17 protein-coding genes and 3 pseudogenes are annotated in these 15,414 nt (G+C 60.3%); 6 read left to right on the plus strand and 14 right to left on the minus strand.

Features of this window, described 5'->3' with window-relative positions:
* Window positions 1-223 precede the first annotated feature (223 nt).
* Together BSG20_RS06130 and BSG20_RS06135 are read left to right on the plus strand one after the other, a co-directional pair.
* Complete coding sequence (locus BSG20_RS06130; protein WP_072372342.1) at window positions 224-532, plus strand: hypothetical protein; 309 nt, start codon at window positions 224-226, stop codon at window positions 530-532.
* Window positions 533-652: 120 nt separating this feature from the next.
* The gene (locus BSG20_RS06135; RefSeq protein WP_072372344.1) at window positions 653-1,168 is read left to right on the plus strand and encodes a superoxide dismutase family protein; all 516 of its coding nucleotides are present in this window, start codon (window positions 653-655) and stop codon (window positions 1,166-1,168) included.
* A 16-nt stretch (window positions 1,169-1,184) separates the two neighbouring features.
* Here the strand turns inward: BSG20_RS06135 and BSG20_RS06140 are convergent, their stop codons facing one another.
* From BSG20_RS06140 to BSG20_RS06175, 8 genes are all read right to left on the minus strand, one after another.
* The gene (locus BSG20_RS06140; RefSeq protein WP_072372346.1) at window positions 1,185-1,757 is read right to left on the minus strand and encodes a hypothetical protein; all 573 of its coding nucleotides are present in this window, start codon (window positions 1,755-1,757) and stop codon (window positions 1,185-1,187) included.
* A 20-nt stretch (window positions 1,758-1,777) separates the two neighbouring features.
* Window positions 1,778-2,329, minus strand: coding sequence for a tyrosine phosphatase family protein (locus BSG20_RS06145; protein ID WP_072372348.1), 552 nt, complete (start codon window positions 2,327-2,329; stop codon window positions 1,778-1,780).
* A complete protein-coding gene (locus BSG20_RS06150) occupies window positions 2,326-2,898 on the minus strand; it encodes a YfbR-like 5'-deoxynucleotidase (RefSeq protein ID WP_177309818.1) in 573 nt (190 codons plus the stop codon). Before BSG20_RS06150 ends, BSG20_RS06145 begins: the two co-directional genes overlap by 4 nt.
* Window positions 2,899-2,927: 29 nt before the next feature.
* On the minus strand, window positions 2,928-3,761 hold the full coding sequence (gene ygfZ, locus BSG20_RS06155) for a CAF17-like 4Fe-4S cluster assembly/insertion protein YgfZ (RefSeq protein WP_072372352.1): 834 nt from the start codon (window positions 3,759-3,761) through the stop codon (window positions 2,928-2,930).
* 62 nt (window positions 3,762-3,823) lie between these two features.
* Window positions 3,824-4,570 carry a hypothetical protein gene (locus tag BSG20_RS06160; protein ID WP_072372354.1) on the minus strand — a complete coding sequence of 249 codons (747 nt, stop codon included), beginning with the start codon at window positions 4,568-4,570 and terminating at the stop codon, window positions 3,824-3,826.
* Between the two features lie 17 nt (window positions 4,571-4,587).
* Entirely contained in the window at window positions 4,588-4,845 is a 258-nt protein-coding gene (locus BSG20_RS06165; protein WP_018857413.1) for a hypothetical protein, read from the minus strand.
* Between the two features lie 100 nt (window positions 4,846-4,945).
* Window positions 4,946-5,416: a TIGR02301 family protein gene (locus tag BSG20_RS06170; RefSeq protein ID WP_072372356.1), complete on the minus strand. Its 471-nt coding sequence runs from the start codon at window positions 5,414-5,416 to the stop codon at window positions 4,946-4,948.
* An 18-nt stretch (window positions 5,417-5,434) separates the two neighbouring features.
* The gene (locus BSG20_RS06175) at window positions 5,435-5,854 is read right to left on the minus strand and encodes an NUDIX hydrolase (RefSeq protein ID WP_072372357.1); all 420 of its coding nucleotides are present in this window, start codon (window positions 5,852-5,854) and stop codon (window positions 5,435-5,437) included.
* Window positions 5,855-5,938: 84 nt separating this feature from the next.
* Here BSG20_RS06175 and BSG20_RS06180 point away from each other — a divergent pair.
* The 3 pseudogenes from BSG20_RS06180 to BSG20_RS06190 all read left to right on the plus strand — a co-directional run.
* Window positions 5,939-6,197, plus strand: a pseudogene (locus tag BSG20_RS06180) (YnfA family protein).
* Window positions 6,198-6,239: 42 nt separating this feature from the next.
* Window positions 6,240-7,002 (plus strand): annotated as a pseudogene (locus BSG20_RS06185) (SOS response-associated peptidase).
* An 83-nt stretch (window positions 7,003-7,085) separates the two neighbouring features.
* Window positions 7,086-7,395: pseudogene (locus BSG20_RS06190) on the plus strand (LysE/ArgO family amino acid transporter); the annotation flags it as partial.
* Here BSG20_RS06190 and BSG20_RS36340 read toward each other — a convergent pair.
* The 5 genes from BSG20_RS36340 to BSG20_RS06210 form a co-directional block, all read right to left on the minus strand.
* Complete coding sequence (locus BSG20_RS36340) at window positions 7,392-7,532, minus strand: hypothetical protein (protein WP_167371545.1); 141 nt, start codon at window positions 7,530-7,532, stop codon at window positions 7,392-7,394. The pseudogene BSG20_RS06190 and the gene BSG20_RS36340 sit on opposite strands and share 4 nt — an antisense overlap.
* 159 nt (window positions 7,533-7,691) lie before the next feature.
* Window positions 7,692-8,540: a CDP-diacylglycerol--serine O-phosphatidyltransferase gene (gene pssA / locus BSG20_RS06195; RefSeq protein ID WP_024316439.1), complete on the minus strand. Its 849-nt coding sequence runs from the start codon at window positions 8,538-8,540 to the stop codon at window positions 7,692-7,694.
* Window positions 8,541-8,557: 17 nt separating this feature from the next.
* On the minus strand, window positions 8,558-9,256 hold the full coding sequence (locus BSG20_RS06200; protein ID WP_072372361.1) for a phosphatidylserine decarboxylase: 699 nt from the start codon (window positions 9,254-9,256) through the stop codon (window positions 8,558-8,560).
* A gap of 239 nt (window positions 9,257-9,495) precedes the next feature.
* Window positions 9,496-11,373 (minus strand): ABCB family ABC transporter ATP-binding protein/permease, encoded by a 1,878-nt coding sequence (locus BSG20_RS06205; protein WP_072372363.1) that lies wholly within the window; start codon window positions 11,371-11,373, stop codon window positions 9,496-9,498.
* A 204-nt stretch (window positions 11,374-11,577) separates the two neighbouring features.
* Window positions 11,578-13,575 carry a LysM peptidoglycan-binding domain-containing protein gene (locus BSG20_RS06210; RefSeq protein WP_072372366.1) on the minus strand — a complete coding sequence of 666 codons (1,998 nt, stop codon included), beginning with the start codon at window positions 13,573-13,575 and terminating at the stop codon, window positions 11,578-11,580.
* A 155-nt stretch (window positions 13,576-13,730) separates the two neighbouring features.
* Here BSG20_RS06210 and BSG20_RS06215 point away from each other — a divergent pair, with 155 nt between their 5' ends.
* Window positions 13,731-14,357, plus strand: a complete 627-nt coding sequence (locus tag BSG20_RS06215; protein WP_024316443.1) for an LOG family protein — start codon at window positions 13,731-13,733, stop codon at window positions 14,355-14,357.
* Between the two features lie 69 nt (window positions 14,358-14,426).
* Here the strand turns inward: BSG20_RS06215 and rarD are convergent, their stop codons facing one another.
* On the minus strand, window positions 14,427-15,341 hold the full coding sequence (gene rarD / locus BSG20_RS06220; protein WP_072372369.1) for an EamA family transporter RarD: 915 nt from the start codon (window positions 15,339-15,341) through the stop codon (window positions 14,427-14,429).
* Window positions 15,342-15,414 lie beyond the last annotated feature (73 nt).

A 15,414-nucleotide genomic window follows, 5' to 3' on the forward strand; every position in this document is an offset into this window, starting at 1 on the left:
ATATTTGGCTGCTTCAGCCGAAATGCGCGCAAATGCAGGCGATCTGGGCCCAGGCCACACGTCGCTGATGCGCCAAGATCACACTTTGTCAATCATGGTTAATGGCATGTTAACAGCTTATTGACGCAGTGCGCAAATCAGTTTAACGACCGATTAGCCTTTGATTTTCCCCATTTCGTATTGCGTACAAACATCACCGAAACGGCGGTGAATGGAGGTTTGTATGAGCCAAGTTTCATCGGTTAGTGATACCTCCTACGCGTATCTCGCGACGCTGTCGCGGCTGGACACAAATGGCGATGGCCTGCTGAGCAGGGGCGAGCGGGCGGCTGATGATAAGCCGGGCATCTTAAAGCAGTTGGGCGAAGAAGGAACGATCCAGGAATTTGCACCCAAGCTGTCTGACGGCGTGCTTGCATTCATGATGGGCACTCGCGAGAGTGGTGGCATCAATTTCTATCAGCAGCATAACGCTTCTGACGATCTGTATAAGAGCACCTACGGTCAATACGATCTCGATACCGTCGCCTGATCGCGCCGTGCGCTAAATTCGCAAGGCTGGCCCAGGGGCGGGCTTTTTCTTTGCTGCCATTTCAGGAACAGCTTCAGGCCTCGCACGTTGAAAGCAGCGATGCAAGGGAAGGAAGGTCCAATGAAAACAGTCCTCTCGATTGCCGCTCTGGCGTTCATTGCGGTCTCTTCGGCCACGTTGGCTCAGGACAAGCAAACGGCCACTGCGGACTTCGTCGGCGGTGACGGAAAGGCAAGCGGTCGGGCCACTCTGACGGCTGCAGCGAACGGCGGTGTCCTGATCGAGGTCGAAGTCACTGGATTGCCTGCGAACAAATGGGTCGCATTCCATGTCCACGAGACCGGCAATTGCGACGCGGCCGGGCATCACGAGTCGGCTGGAAAACACTTCAATCCGACCAATGCTGAGCATGGTCTGTTGTCAGCAAAGGGACCCCACGCCGGTGACATGCCCAATCAGTATGTTGACCAGGACGGCGTTCTGCGGGCGCAAATCTTTGACAGCATGGTCACCCTCGACGGCAAGACCGATGGCATCCGCGGTCGAGCGCTGATCGTTCACGCCAATTCCGATGATTATCGCAGCCAACCTGCAGGGGATGCAGGCGAGCGCCTGGCGTGCGGCGTCATCAAATAAGCTTGGCCGTGCAACGTCAGCGGTAGTAGTATCGCTCGGCATACCACTCGCTTGATGCCATGGGCTTATCCGTCGCGACCCATTGCCCGGCATTGCTTGCTTCGAGCAGATCGGCGGTGGCGTGGTCCTCCAGCCCGACAAATATGATATTGGTGTTTTCGCGCAGCAGGGGATCGATGCCGAAGCCGATGCGGCCGTCTTCTCCCGAGTACAGCAGGTTCATCCTGACATAGAAGAACTCAGCCTGGTATTCAGCGCCTTCTTCGCTGAAGGCGTGCGCGACGTCGATGACAGACTTCTGCGGCCCATCATAGACGGTGATGGCCTCGTTCAGGCCGAATGTTGCCCCATAAAGCGTGATCGAGCGCGTCGGAACCGAACTGGCCGCGCCGGTGGTCACGTCGATCTGCTGGCCGAAGAAGCTGGTTTTGACGCCATCCAGATCTCCGCGGAAGAAGTAGGAAAATCGGTCACGCGTGAGATAGATCGCTTGCCACCGAAACCGCGCATATTCGTCGGACGCACTTGTCAGGCTCTTGAGTGTCGCCAAACAGCTCACAAACGTATCGCGATAATTCTGCAGCGACATCGATCAACCTCCTCTAGAGGTTAACCGGTATCGACAGAAAACGTTCCGGCGGTCGGCTCTTCCACGTTCAGCGTAAACGGCGCGTTTCCGTCCGCGTCGGCGCCTCTTCCGATAACGCGAACCGCATCGACCAGCCGTCCCCTGCGGCCGAGCATGTCGTCACCGATTTGAACGAGGCGCGCATTGGGTGTGGCATAGGGGGAGGCAGCGCGCAGCCGGCGGACGAGCCCCATGTCCTCTTGCTCCGGCGACACGGAAAGAGCGGCAATCAAGGCGGCGGCGGGCGACCGTGACACGCCCATCCAGCAGTGGATGAGAAGAGGCGCGCCCCGATCCCAATCGCGCGTAAAATCGATGATCTCCCGCACGTGGGTTTCATCAGGCGCGACAAGGTTGCCGGTTCCCCTGAAGGCGATGTCATTCATTTTCAGGAGAAGGTGCCGGTGCGCCTGGATTACGGCAGGCCGGTGAAAGGCTTGCTCCTTCGCCATCAGGCTGATCATCTCGCGCGCGCCATGCCTGACCGCCATTTCGGCGATCCGGGAAAGGGGCGCAACAACGATCCTGGTCATGCTTTGCCGCCTCGAATGGCCTCGATTGCCTCGAAGCGCGCGCAAAAGAGGCGTTGCGCCTCGACAGCAGGCAGCGGGGTCATTACCAGCATGTCTTTGGTGATCCCACGTGGCTGGCCGAAGAACTTCTGCGCCTCCGCCGAGGTAAAGCCGGCAAGCTGCGTCGCCTCGAAATAAGCGGCGATGGTGTCGGCCTTCTTTATCCTGTCCTTGAGCTCGCGTGTTGGGTGAGGTGGCAGGCCGAAGCGAAGATGGACGGCAGCCTCCAGCCGCTTTTCGACGGCCTTGTATCCGCCGCCGACGACCGACTTGAATGGTGAAATCATGTCGCCGATCACATATTCCGGCGCATCGTGCAGCAACGCCATCAGGCATTGCTCGGCGGTCGCATCGTTGAGGCGGCGGAAAATGTCCTCAACGACAAGGCAATGCTGGGCGACGGAGAAGGCGTGATCCCCCGAGGTCTGTCCATTCCAGCGGGCGACGCGCGCAAGTCCATGTGCGATATCGCTCACCTCGACGTCGACGGGAGAGGGGTCGAGCAGATCGAGCCGGCGGCCAGAAAGCATGCGTTGCCACGCGCGCGGCGCCTTAGCAGTCACGCGCTTGCCTCGTCCGCCGTCGACGGGAATGTCAGCCCCGTCCAGGCAGGCAATTCCAGGGTAACGGATGTGTCGCCTGCCAGCAGCGGCGTGTGTGCTGCCATGGCTTCACCGGCACGGTCGATGCGAACGATCGCAAGGCCGCCTTTTCCCACGACCGAGCCGAGTGCGCCGACCGGCTTGCCCGCGGCGGTTATCTCCGTCCCCGATGACGGGAGTGCCACCTCGGCCTTCACCGTAACGACGCGGCGGCGCGCCGTTCCACGATGCTGCATGCGTGAGACGACCTCCTGGCCGACATAGCAGCCCTTCTTGAAGGAGAGGCTGCCGTTGAAATCCATCAGGACATCGTGCGGAAAGGCATCCTGCAGGGCATAATCCTGTCCGGATACTGCGATGCCGTTCGCAATGCGCAACGCATCGTAAGCATCGAGATCGTCGGTGCCGTGCTCACCCGGTTGCCGGATAAGAGTGACGCCGGCCTTGGTAAACCGACTGTCAGCCAGCCCATTGTTTGTATTTTCCCAGGAAACCGTCACGCCTTCGCCGGCAGGCGATAGGTCGATGGCAGCCCGGAGCTTATACATCGTCAGTCGCTTGATGAGGGCATCCCGCTGATGATCGTCCGTCTCAATGACGAACCCGTCGCCGTCCCGCCAGATCATGAAGTCGAAGAGGATTTTGCCCTGAGGGGTCAAGAGCGCGCCTGGCCGCGCTTCGTCGGCCGAAAGTGCGGCGATGTCTGTGGTGATCAGGTTCTGCAGGAAGGATTGAACCTCCGAGCCGCTGACCCGGATGAGCGAGCGGTTCTTCAGAAATACGGCTGGCATGGCGGCACCTGTCGCGTTCGTTATCGCTCAGAAGTATGTCTTCGTTTAAGGCTTCGCAAGCCTCAGTCGCCGGCGGTAAAGTACTTCCACTTGCCGTCGGGGGTGATGCCCAGCCGATAGAAATTATAGCCGCCGAATTCCTGCATGTCGGACAGGTCACCTGCTGTAACGATGCGTAGCAATTCGACCCGCTCGGGGGGTGTCAGCGCCTTGAGATCCTTCTCGGCGAAGTAGGGCCAGACGTACATCTCGTCAGGCGTGCCTTGGCCAACATGAACGAACCCGGTGGAAATGATGTCGAGCATGATCGCCAGGATCTCATCGCCCTCGGGATCGCCCGAAAGGTCCTTGAGTGCGCTGATTGGATCGTCGGTCGGCTCGCCGACTGTTACCTGGGTCTGGCCGGCCCCTGTGCCGAGCAGAGGCCGCAGCCGCTCGAGATCGCCCGAAGCGGCGGCTTCGACGATCTGCTCGCGCATCTTGCGAACGGGCTCGGGGACCTTGCTGATATCGTAGATGACTTCGACAGGCTTTGTGCTGTCCTGGGCGCCAGGTGTCTTGTCGTTGCCCTGGCCGGCCTGCGAGTTGACCAGCGGGTCGGGCATTGGAACGCCGGGCGCGGTTGGCGATGCTGCGGGCTTTTCGCTGCCTTGCCCCGGAGCGCTTTGTTCAGCTTGGCCCGGGGTCTTCTGCAGCTCGGAAAGTGCCAGGGCCGAGGTCCCGGTCAAAAAGCTGCTGGCGCTAAGGCCGATTGCAAGCAAAAGCGGCGCGATCGCGGGCCGCGAAGCATTGTCCCTAGCGGTATGCATGAAACTCTCTGTGATCGTTATTGCAAGGTGCGGTTCGGAGAAAACTCGCCGGCAAGCATACGCTCGCGCAAGGAATCCAGCAGCGCTTCGGCACTGTTTTCGCCATGGAGGCGAATGGTTTCACGTAGCGCATGGATGATTGCCGTATCGGCGATGATCTCGGGTTCGATTCCGTCTGCCATGCCGTCGGCCCAGGCTTCGTTATGGTACTCCAAGGCCGCCTGAGTCTTCTCATGAACGATCATGTCGTCGATGTCATTGAGGCTTGGTTCCATTGTCATTTCCTCAAACTGCATGCCTTACTGCCTAGTTAACGACCTTATCAGCCTTTTCCCAAAACGACACGGCCGGCCGTGAAAAGAGGTTAATTAACCGTTAATTTCCGAACCGTGACGTAATTTCTGTGGCGAGTGTTGCACCTTCGGCACGGTATCGCTCTTCTGCCACGATGGCGGCCGGCGTGCAATCCGTATAAACCGACGCGAAGGCGCGGTAGCCGCGATTGAAGGCCGCGGTCAACTGTTCCTTACGCTGCGGCTCGTCTTTGGCTTCTGAATCAAGCAATTGCTGCATGCGCCCTCGCCATTCGCCGCTGTCTTCCGCTTTGCACAGGGTCCTCAGGTAGTGAACTGAGCCCAGCACTTCAGCAAGCCGCGAGAGCTTGTCGTCATAGGGCACGGTGACCGCTTTTGGCGCATTCTCCTCCGGCAGTGTTGGCGTCGGGCCCTGTGCCCATGCGGGGGCGGGTCGGGCGGCGCTTACGCACAATGCAAGAGACAGGAACACGCATCGAACGGGAATCATGCACATAGTTGATACGCTGACAGTGACGGGAGCAAGGCGCATGCAGGAATTTCCACTTGCTTATTCACTGCCGGACGCCAGGCGTTCGGCGCATTCAAGCACGCTTTGAGGGGCAGGCAGTCGGCGGATCTCTTCCACGCTGAACCAGCCGAGGTCGGCAGCGTCGTCGGCGGCGATGGCGACAGTCTCGTCGTCCGCCTCGACTTGAAATACCGAAAGGAAGAAATGGCTCACGACGGTGCCGTCGGCGGAATGCGTCTTCAGATCGTATGTTGCGAAGAGCCGAGGGCCGCGTGCCTTTATGCCGGTCTCCTCCTCGAATTCCCGCAGCGCGGTTTCCGCGGGCGTCTCGCCGGGTTCGGCCCGTCCTCCCGGAAAGGCATACATGTCGGCCGACGGCGGATTGCGCCGGAGCACGAGGAGGAACCGGTCGCCGCGCTGCAGGATGGCGGAGGATGCCGCCTTCGGAGTGGAAGTCATAGGGGATCCGCGTCGATTGGTGGTGGCTGTACTTGGCGCAACCGACGTTGCGCCGGATATTGAGTTCGGCGATTCGAAGGAGCCGTGACTTGTATCATCTATGCCGCTGCAGCTGTTTTCGAGATTGCCGGTTGCTTTTTATGCTTGGCATGGCTGAAAATGACAACGTTTGCCTGGTGGCTCGCGCCAGGCATGGTGTCTCTGGCGCTGTTCGCCTGGCTTCTTGGGCTTGTGCCGAGCGAGGCCGCCGGCCGCACATGTGCCGCCTATGGCGGCATCTACATCGGTGGCGCGCGCGGCCCTCGGCGGCACTGCAACCATACTGGTCGCTCCGCGTGGCTGAGTGAGCCTTGACCATAGCGGGTCTGAGTGCAAAGACATCCCCATGTGTGGACGTTATGCGCTGACGATTTCCCCCGAAGAACTCAAGGAAATCTTGGGGATCATGGATCTCGAGGATTTTCCCGCGCGTTATAACATTTCCCCGACCCAGCCCATTCTGGTCGTCGTCAGCGATGAAACAAGGGAGAAAGGCAGCAACCTTCCCGAGCGGCGCGCGGTGCTCGTACGCTGGGGCTTTACGCCCGGCTGGGTAAAGGATCCGAAGCAATTTCCGCTCCTGATCAATGCCCGCGCCGAAACGGCGATCGGCAAGGCATCGTTTCGCGCCGCCATGCGCCATCGGCGCGTGCTCGTGCCCGCTTCCGGCTTCTATGAATGGCATCGCCCCAGCAAGGAGAGCGGCGAGAGATCTCAGGCCTATTGGATCAAGCCGCGCGGCGGCGGTGTTGTCGCGTTCGCGGGCCTGATGGAAACGTGGTCCTCCGCCGATGGTTCGGAGGTCGATACCGGCGCGATCCTGACGACCGCGGCAAACGCTGGCATCGTACCGATCCACGACCGCATGCCCGTCGTCATCAAGCCGGAGAATTTTTCGCGCTGGCTGGATTGCAAGACACAGGAGCCGCGCGACGTGGCCGATCTGATGAAACCGGTGGAAGAGGATTTCTTCGAGGCAATCCCAGTTTCCGACAAGGTCAACAAAGGTGACCAACATGGGGGCCGATCTGCAGGAAAGAGTGGCCGTCGAAAAGCCGCCGTCGCCTGAAAAGAAAAAGCCGGACGATGGCCAGCTGAGCTTCTTCTAGTCCGCTACTCCTGGCGCATCATTTCCGGAAAATCACATGATCTCCTTTTCGGCCGCGCTTGCAGGTTTCTTTCTCGGCGCCAAGCGCTGGGCCCGAAAGCCGCCGTGGCGACCTGCCTGGCCTTCACCTTCCTGAACCCGCATGTCTATCTGGACGCGGTTGTTCTGCTCGGCAGCCTGTCCGCAGCCTATAGCGGCGCGGACCCGTTTGGCCTACGGCCTCGGCGCGGCGACCTCATCATTCGTCTGGTTCTTTGGATTGGAATACGGCGCTCGCCTGCTGCAGCCAGTCTTCGCAAAACCCGCCGCCTGGCGGGTTCTGGATATCATCATCGGCGTGGTCATGGGACTACTGGCGATCAGCCTGGTCGTCCGCTTTTTGGCAGGTTCTTAGGCAGGCTTCTTGATCAGAGTCGGCTTGCTCTTGAGCATCAGGGCCGCCGCAAGGACGGCCTTCAGGCCGAGCGGGCGGTAGTTAGCGCTGAGGTCGGACTTTGCCGGCTGTTCGACGCTTGTCTTCTTCGGGGTCACAATACTCTCCTTACGTGCTGTCCCTAGACTCTTATATTTATTGCTCTTTTGCCTGTAATAGCGACAAAATAGAGGCGCCGCATATCAGGAATTATGTATCTAATGCATAATTCGCGAGGCTTGAGTCAGGCATTCTTCCGCAAGGAGAGCCGGAAAATGTCAGATGTGTCGGCCGATATCGTCTTCGCCGACGCCGGGTTCCTCGATCGTCAGCGTACCGTATTTGCGCTTCCATTTGCGGGCGCCGAAGGGCAACGTGAGGAGGTAGAGAACCGCGGTCACGACCATGACTTCCCAGGTGAAACTCGATAGCAGCGCAACGTAGAGAACGACGCCGAGCATCACCGGAAGCACCAGATCACGCCGCAGTCTGCTGCCTTCTGACTTTCCGGACCAGACAGGAAGACGGCTGATGAGGAGGAACGCGATCAGAACCGTATAGGCCGAGGAGAGATAGGCGAAGGTGCGATCCGTAGTCAGGCCGAGAAAGCCGAGATAGACTGGCAGCAGTACCAGCATCGCGCCGGCTGGCGCGGGCACGCCGACGAAATACTCCGACTGCCACGTTGCCTTGTTCTCGCGCTCGGCCATGACGTTGAAGCGGGCTAGGCGAAGACCCGCCGCAATCGAATAGATCAGGGCGGCGATCCAGCCGATCGAGCGGGCCTGATCCAGTGCAAAGACATACACGACGAGTGCCGGCGCGACGCCGAAATTCACGATGTCCGCGAGCGAATCCATTTGCGCGCCGAACTTCGACGTCGCCTTCATCAGGCGGGCAACACGGCCGTCGATCCCGTCGAGGAATGCAGCCAGGAGCACCATGCCGACCGCCAGCTCGTACCGGTTCTCGAACGCGAGGCGAATGCCGGTGAGGCCGGCACAGATCGCCAGAATCGTGATGAGGTTGGGTATGATGAGGCGAAGCGGAATCTCGCGAAGCCGCGGTCCGCGGCCCGAATCATCAGGAGGGCCGTTGGGCTCGAAGGGCGGGAAGGGCGTTTCCATGTCGCTCTCCAGTACTGTTAGCTTCGGCGGCTGACGACCGGACCCTTGACCGCGCCGAATTCGGCCAGCACGGTTTCTCCGGCAATGGCCGTCTGGCCGAGTGTCACCCGGGGCGCTGCGCTTGCCGGCAAAAACACGTCAAGGCGTGAGCCGAAACGAATGAGGCCAAAGCGCTCGCCAGCATCCAGAGGCTCGTTCTGGTTTGCCCAGCACAGGATACGTCGTGCAACAAGGCCGGCGATCTGAACGACGCCGATCTGGCCGTGCTTTGTTTCGATAACAAGGCCGTTGCGCTCGTTGTCCTCGCTTGCCTTGTCGAGTTCGGCATTCACGAAGCCGCCCGACCGGTAGTTGACGCTGACGATCCGTCCGCGCACCGGGGAGCGGTTCACGTGGCAGTTGAAGACATTCATGAACACAGAGATACGCAGCATCGGCTCGCTGCCAAGGCTCAGTTCGGCGGGCGGCACGACCATCTGGACCGATGACACCTTGCCATCGGCCGGGGAGATGACGAGATCGTCGTCCTGAGGCGTCATTCTCTCGGGATCGCGGAAGAAATAAGCGCACCAGAGCGTCAGGATCAGCCCGATCCAGAACAGCGGCTTGAAGATCCAGCCGAGGACCAGCGAGGCGACGAAGAAGGCGGCTATGAAGGGATACCCTTCCTTGTGCACCGGAACGATCGTGTTGCGTACCGTATTGAACAAGCTCATTTATACCGCGCTCCTAAAGCATGTCTCCCGAAGGCGGGAACCGGCTTCGGGCCAAAGACATGCGTGAAAACAAAGAACTAAAGCGCGACAAGCGAATCTCAAAGATCGCGCCGTGCTTGGCGTTCCTTTCTCATCGCTGGTTACAGGGAAACCGCCGCCGGGGCAATGCTGCGGCTCCTTGACCCACATCTATGACGGGCTCCTGAACAGCAAAGCAGCCCGATTGCCGACCATTCAGCTTAGCTCGCGGGCGCAAGTCTGTTGACGACGCCCATGTCGTCGCTCTCGCGGACTTGCTTCAGATGCTCTTCGGCCTGCGTTGCCTCGCGCTGGCGGTTCCACATCGAAGCATAAAGGCCATTCTTCTGGAGAAGCGCGGCGTGGGTGCCGCGCTCTGCAATCTCGCCGCTCTTCAGAACGATGATCTCGTGCGCGCCGATGACGGTGGACAGGCGGTGGGCAATGACCAGCGTCGTGCGGTTCTTGGATACGACATCGAGCGCGGTCTGGATGTCCCGCTCGGTGGTTGTGTCGAGGGCCGACGTCGCCTCGTCGAGGATCAGTATCGGTGGCGCTTTCAGGATCGTCCGCGCGATCGCAACGCGTTGTTTCTCGCCGCCCGAGAGCTTCAAGCCGCGCTCGCCGACCTTGGTCTCAAAGCCCTGTGGCAGCAGATCGATAAAGTGCGCGATCTGCGCGATCTCGGCCGCGGTTTTTACCTCGGCTTCGCTGGCGGAAGGGCGCCCATAGCGGATGTTGTAGGCGACCGTATCGTTGAAAAGGACGGTGTCTTGCGGAACCATCCCGATTACCGATCGCAAGCTTTTCTGGGTCACCGTCCTGATATCCTGACCATCGACCGTGACCGAGCCGCTCTGAATGTCATAGAAACGGTAGAGCAGACGCGACAATGTCGATTTTCCAGCGCCCGATGGTCCAACGACGGCAACGGTCTTGCCGGCAGGCACCTCGAAGGAAATGCCTTTGAGGATCGGACGGGCAGGGTCATAGGAAAAATGCACGTCCTTGAACGAGATGGCGCCTTGCTTGATGGTCAGAGGTGCGGCATCGGGCGCATCCATCACTTCAGCCTTGACTTCGAGGAGATCGAACATCTGCTCGATATCGGTCAAGCCCTGGCGGATTTCACGGTAGACGAAGCCGATGAAGTTTAGCGGGACGGAAAGCTGCAGCAGCATGGCGTTGACGAAGACGAAGTCGCCGACCGTCTGCTCGCCGCGTTGGACCGCAAGGGCCGACAGGATCAACATCACTGTCGTGCCTAGTCCGAAAATCACCCCCTGGCCGAAGTTGAGCCAGCCGAGCGAGGTCCAGACATCGGTGGCCGCCTTCTCGTAGCGTTCCATCGACCTGTCGAAGCGCCGGGCCTCCATCTCCTCGTTGCCGAAGTACTTGACCGTCTCGAAGTTGAGGAGGGAATCGATCGCCTTGGTGTTGGCGTCGGTATCGCTGTCGTTCATCGTGCGGCGGATGGCGATGCGCCAGTCGCTGGCGCGGATCGTGAACCAGATATAGGCCCAGACTGTGAACGCGGTGACGGCGAGATAGGAGAAGCCGTAGCCCCACCAGAAGATGATGGCTGTCAGCAGGAACTCGATCAGAGTCGGGACGGAGTTGAGGATCGTGAACCGCACGATGGTCTCGATCCCCTTTGTGCCGCGCTCGATCACACGCGAAAGCCCACCGGTCTTTCGTTCGAGGTGGAAGCGCAGCGACAGTTCGTGCATGTGCACGAAGGTCTTGTAGGCCAACTGCCGCACGGCATGCTGCCCGACACTGGCAAAGAGCGCGTCGCGCAACTGGTTCAGACCGAGTTGGAGCAGGCGGGTGAGATTGTAGGCGACGACCAATGCCGTTGCACCAACAAGCAGGTCCGGCACCTTGCCGGCCAGATCCATCCTCCCGTTCAGCGCATCCGTCGACCACTTGAAGAAATAGGGGACGAGCAGCAGCACGAACTTGGAAACGAGCAGGTAAACTGAGGCCCAGACGACACGCATCTTGAGATCCGGGCGACCGGTCGGCCACATATAGGGCCAGAGGTTGAACAGCGTCCGCAGGAGATTGGAATCCGAGACGGTTTTGTCGTTTGCCATGCGAATCTCCCGCCGAAAGGCGCTGATGGCGCTGCGTTGCCGACAAATTGGGAGCGGCGGAAATACCGAAAAGGCGCCTCGCCGGACATGATCGTCGTCACCGCCAGATAGGGGTTTTCGGGAGCAATACAACAAATGGACACTGCAGGAAAAGAGCGGCCGGGCATGATATCCGTCCGGCCGCTCTATTCAGAATATGATCGCCTAGAGATGCTCGCCCGAAATCCGCTTGCGGTGAAGCTCTTCCGCGTTTGGCAAGGCGTCCTTGGGAAGGCCGAAGATCTGGCCCGGCAAGATCCGATCCGGGTTTGTGATCTTGTCCTCGTTGGCGACGTAGATTGTCGTATAGCGTACGCCCGCGCCGTAGATGCGCCGCGATATCTGCCAGAGCGTGTCGCCACGGCGGATGATGACCGTCTCGTTACTTGGAGCGAGCGGTGCTTGCTCGATCGTTGTCGGTCCGCCTTGGTCTCCTGCGACCTTGGCCGCAGGTGCGTCCGGCGTGGCCGGCGTGGCCGCAGGGCCGGTCAACTGGGCGATGTCGCCGCCGAGCTTGCCCAGTGCAGTGCCGACCGATTCGGCATCCTTCGGCAGAGCCTGTAGTGTCTGCAGGGCGCCGGCGGCGGCCTGGGCCGCTGTCGAAGCCTGTTGTTTGAAGTCGGCCGTGGCATCGGCTGCCGCGCGGAATTCCATGATGGCACGCAGGGCGAACTCGTTGGCGGAGCGGGCTGCGGCGAGCTGTTCTGCTCCCGGCAATTTGCCGTCGGCGAAGAGCCCGCTGAGCAGAGAGAAGGCCTTGGCGGCATCATTCTTCAGCTTTTCGAGCGCACCTTCATCCAGTGGCACCAACCCTGCCGTATTTCCGGTCTGGAGATTGGCGCCTTGCGCGGCAACCGTCACCTGATTTCCTTCCGGGCGGTTGAAATTCACCGAGGCGCGCACGGCGACCTTGCCGGCGTCGTCGAGAACGTCGACGCGAATCTTGTGATCGCCGACGGAAAGCGGCATCACGCCATCGATCACGAAATGGCCATCGGGACCGGCTTTCGCCTTGCCGATCAGCTTGTCATCCGCATAGGCGACGACGTTTGCCGAAGGCTTCGCCGCGCCTGCGACAAAGATCTTGTCGCCTTCGATCTCGACGGCGCTGACCATAACGTCGGCAGCCGTAGCTGTGCCTGGCTGCGTGCCATCGGCTGCGGGCACGTTCGCCACATCCGTCGAGCCCGGCGTGACTTGGGCTGCAGGCTGATCAGACGGAGCGACGCCGCCATTGGAGGCAACCTGGGCGTCCGGCTTGGGCGCCGTGATGATGCGACTTGCGGTGCCGGACTTGGAAACCATAGCCAGCAGTTCGGAGCTCTTGCCATCCTTGGGAACCGATACGGTCGCGACTTCTTCCGATGTCGAGGCCTTGCCATCCTTGCCGGTGGCGCGCAGGACGAGCTGGTGATCGCCAGCGGCAAGCGGGTTTTCGAGCACGGCAGCAAAGTCGCCGGTCGGACCGACGTCGGTCGTGGTCACGACCTTGTCGCCGTCCATGATTTCAAGCCTGCTGTTCGGCTCGGCCGAGCCGGCAATGACGGTGGAGCCGTCCGGTTCGACGCGTAGCACATCGAATGTCGGGAGCTTGCTGGCACTCTCTGCCGGGGCAACCGCGGACGGTTGGCTCGCAGGCGCGCCGGCTTCCCTGGAGCCTGTCAGCGCCGCTTCAGCCATCGCAATCGCCGCTGTCGCATCGGCAGCGGTTTCCGGCAGTGCCTTGATGATGGTCAGTGCCTTCGCTGCGCCATCCTTGGCTTTGGAGGCGGCGGCGGCCGTAACCGGGTTCGTGCCATCAGGGATCGCAAGGTCTGCAAGTGCCTGAAGCGAGGTCGTCGCCTTCGACTTGGCGGCTTCGAAACCTTCCTGGGTCGGGCCCTTGCCGTCGGCAAAGAGCGCCTTAAGTTGCGAAATGGATTGGCCTGCCTCCGAAGCAAGGCGCCCGACTGTCTGGGTCGTCGCGGCATCGTCCGGGGCTGAGGGGCGCGATGTCTTCGCGGAATCGGTGACCGTCTTCTTCACTTCGGAGCCGGCCTGGTTGATTGCGTCACCAACTTTCGCGGCGTCTCCGCCGATGCGGGGCATGACGAAAAAGACCATCAACAGAATTGCGACTACAAGCACTGCAAGGGCCAGCAAGCCGGCACGGTTTCTCATCATCACGTCTCCCCAGGCGGCAATCTTGCCGGACTTCCTAAAATTGCTAGCGATTCCCGCTGCTTTGCACAAGCAGTCAAAGTAGCCAGGCAAATGTAAGACGCAGGTTTTCCGTCATTTTTCTTGACTGGAGCCAGAGAGAATAGTTGTTTGCCCGTATGACAGATCAATCTCATTCCATTCGCTCCATCTGTGTTTACTGTGGCTCGCGGCCGGGCAGCGATCCTCGCCACATGGCGGCCGGCCGTGCGCTGGGTAAGGAAATCGCCGAATATGGCCTGCGCCTCATCTATGGTGGAGGCACCAAGGGCATCATGGGGGCTGTGGCGAGCGGCGTGCTTTCGAACGGTGGTCAGGTAACCGGCATCATCCCCGAATTCCTGATCGACATGGAGGCTACGCGCCATTCCCTCGGCCAGCTCAATGAACTGATTGTAACGCCTGATATGCATACGCGCAAACATGCGATGTTCGAGCGCTCCGACGCCTTCGTAGCGCTTCCGGGCGGCATCGGTACGCTGGAGGAAATCGTCGAGATCATGACCTGGGCGCAGCTCGGCCGTCACGAGAAGCCGATGGTGTTTGCCAACGTCGGCGGCTTCTGGGATCCGATGATGGAGCTCATGCGCCACATGACCGACGAGGGTTTCGTCCATACGGCCCATCGCGTTCAGCCGCTCGTCATAGACGACATATCCGAAATCATCCCCGGCATCATGGCACAGGCGGCCGAGATCGCATCCCTGGACCGCGAGGGTGAGGACGAGGTGATCTCGAAGATGTAACGCGTTCCTAGATCAGGATGACTTTAGGCCCGATGGGCCTGAAATCTAAATGCTGCCCCGGCTCCTGCTCTAGCGCTCCCGGCTCCCCTTGAGCGTCGCCCAGCTGTAGAGGAACAAGCCCGCCCAGATCAGCGGGAAGGCGATCATGCGCGCCGTGCCGAGCGGTTCGCGGAACACGAAGATCGCGATGAGGAAGATCATCGTCGGGGCGATGTACTGCATGATGCCGATGGTCGAAAGGCGCAGCAGCTTGGCGCCATTGGCATAGATCATCAGCGGTACGGCGGTGACGATGCCGCAGCCGAGCAACAGGGCGGTGTCGGCCCAGCCGGTGCGATAGAAGTGTCCTTCGCCGCTGCCGAGCTCCAGATAGAGAACGTAGAACAGGGCCGGGACGCTGAGGATCAGCACCTCCAGGAAGAAACCCTGGTTCGGACCGAGCGGCAGCGTCTTGCGAAACAGCGCATAGAGACCCCAGGAAATCGTCAGCGTCAGCGACACCCACGGCAAGCCGCCGCTATCGAGCGCCAGCACGACGACCGCAAGGCCAGCCAACGCAATCGCTGCGATTTGAACAGGTTGCAATCGCTCTTTCAATACCACGGCGCCGAGGAAGATGCTGAACAGCGGATTGATGAAATAGCCGAGCGCCGCGTCGATCGCGTGGCCGCTGCCGATCGCCCAGACATAGGTGCCCCAATTGACAGTGATCAGGCTAGCGGTGAGCGCCGCCATGGCCAGCATCCGCGGTGATCGCAAGGCTGTGTGGATATCTTGCGTGCGGCCGAGGACGACGAGCACCAGCCCTGCCAAGGGCAAGGACCAGAGGATGCGATGAGCGATAACCTCCGCCGGCGAAATATGAGCGACGGCCTTCATGTAGATCGGTAGGAAGCCCCACAGAAGATACGCCGTCAGCGCAAAGGCGAAGCCACGTGGACTGTCTTCGTTCTTGACGATCGGAGCGCTTGCATTGGCGGACATCGAGTGTTTCCATATTTGTTCTTGTTATGGATCCGCTTAACGCAACGGACGTGAATAGGCCAATTCATTTCGG

Source organism: Rhizobium tibeticum (assembly GCF_900110205.1).
Taxonomy (GTDB): Bacteria; Pseudomonadota; Alphaproteobacteria; order Rhizobiales; family Rhizobiaceae; genus Rhizobium; species Rhizobium tibeticum.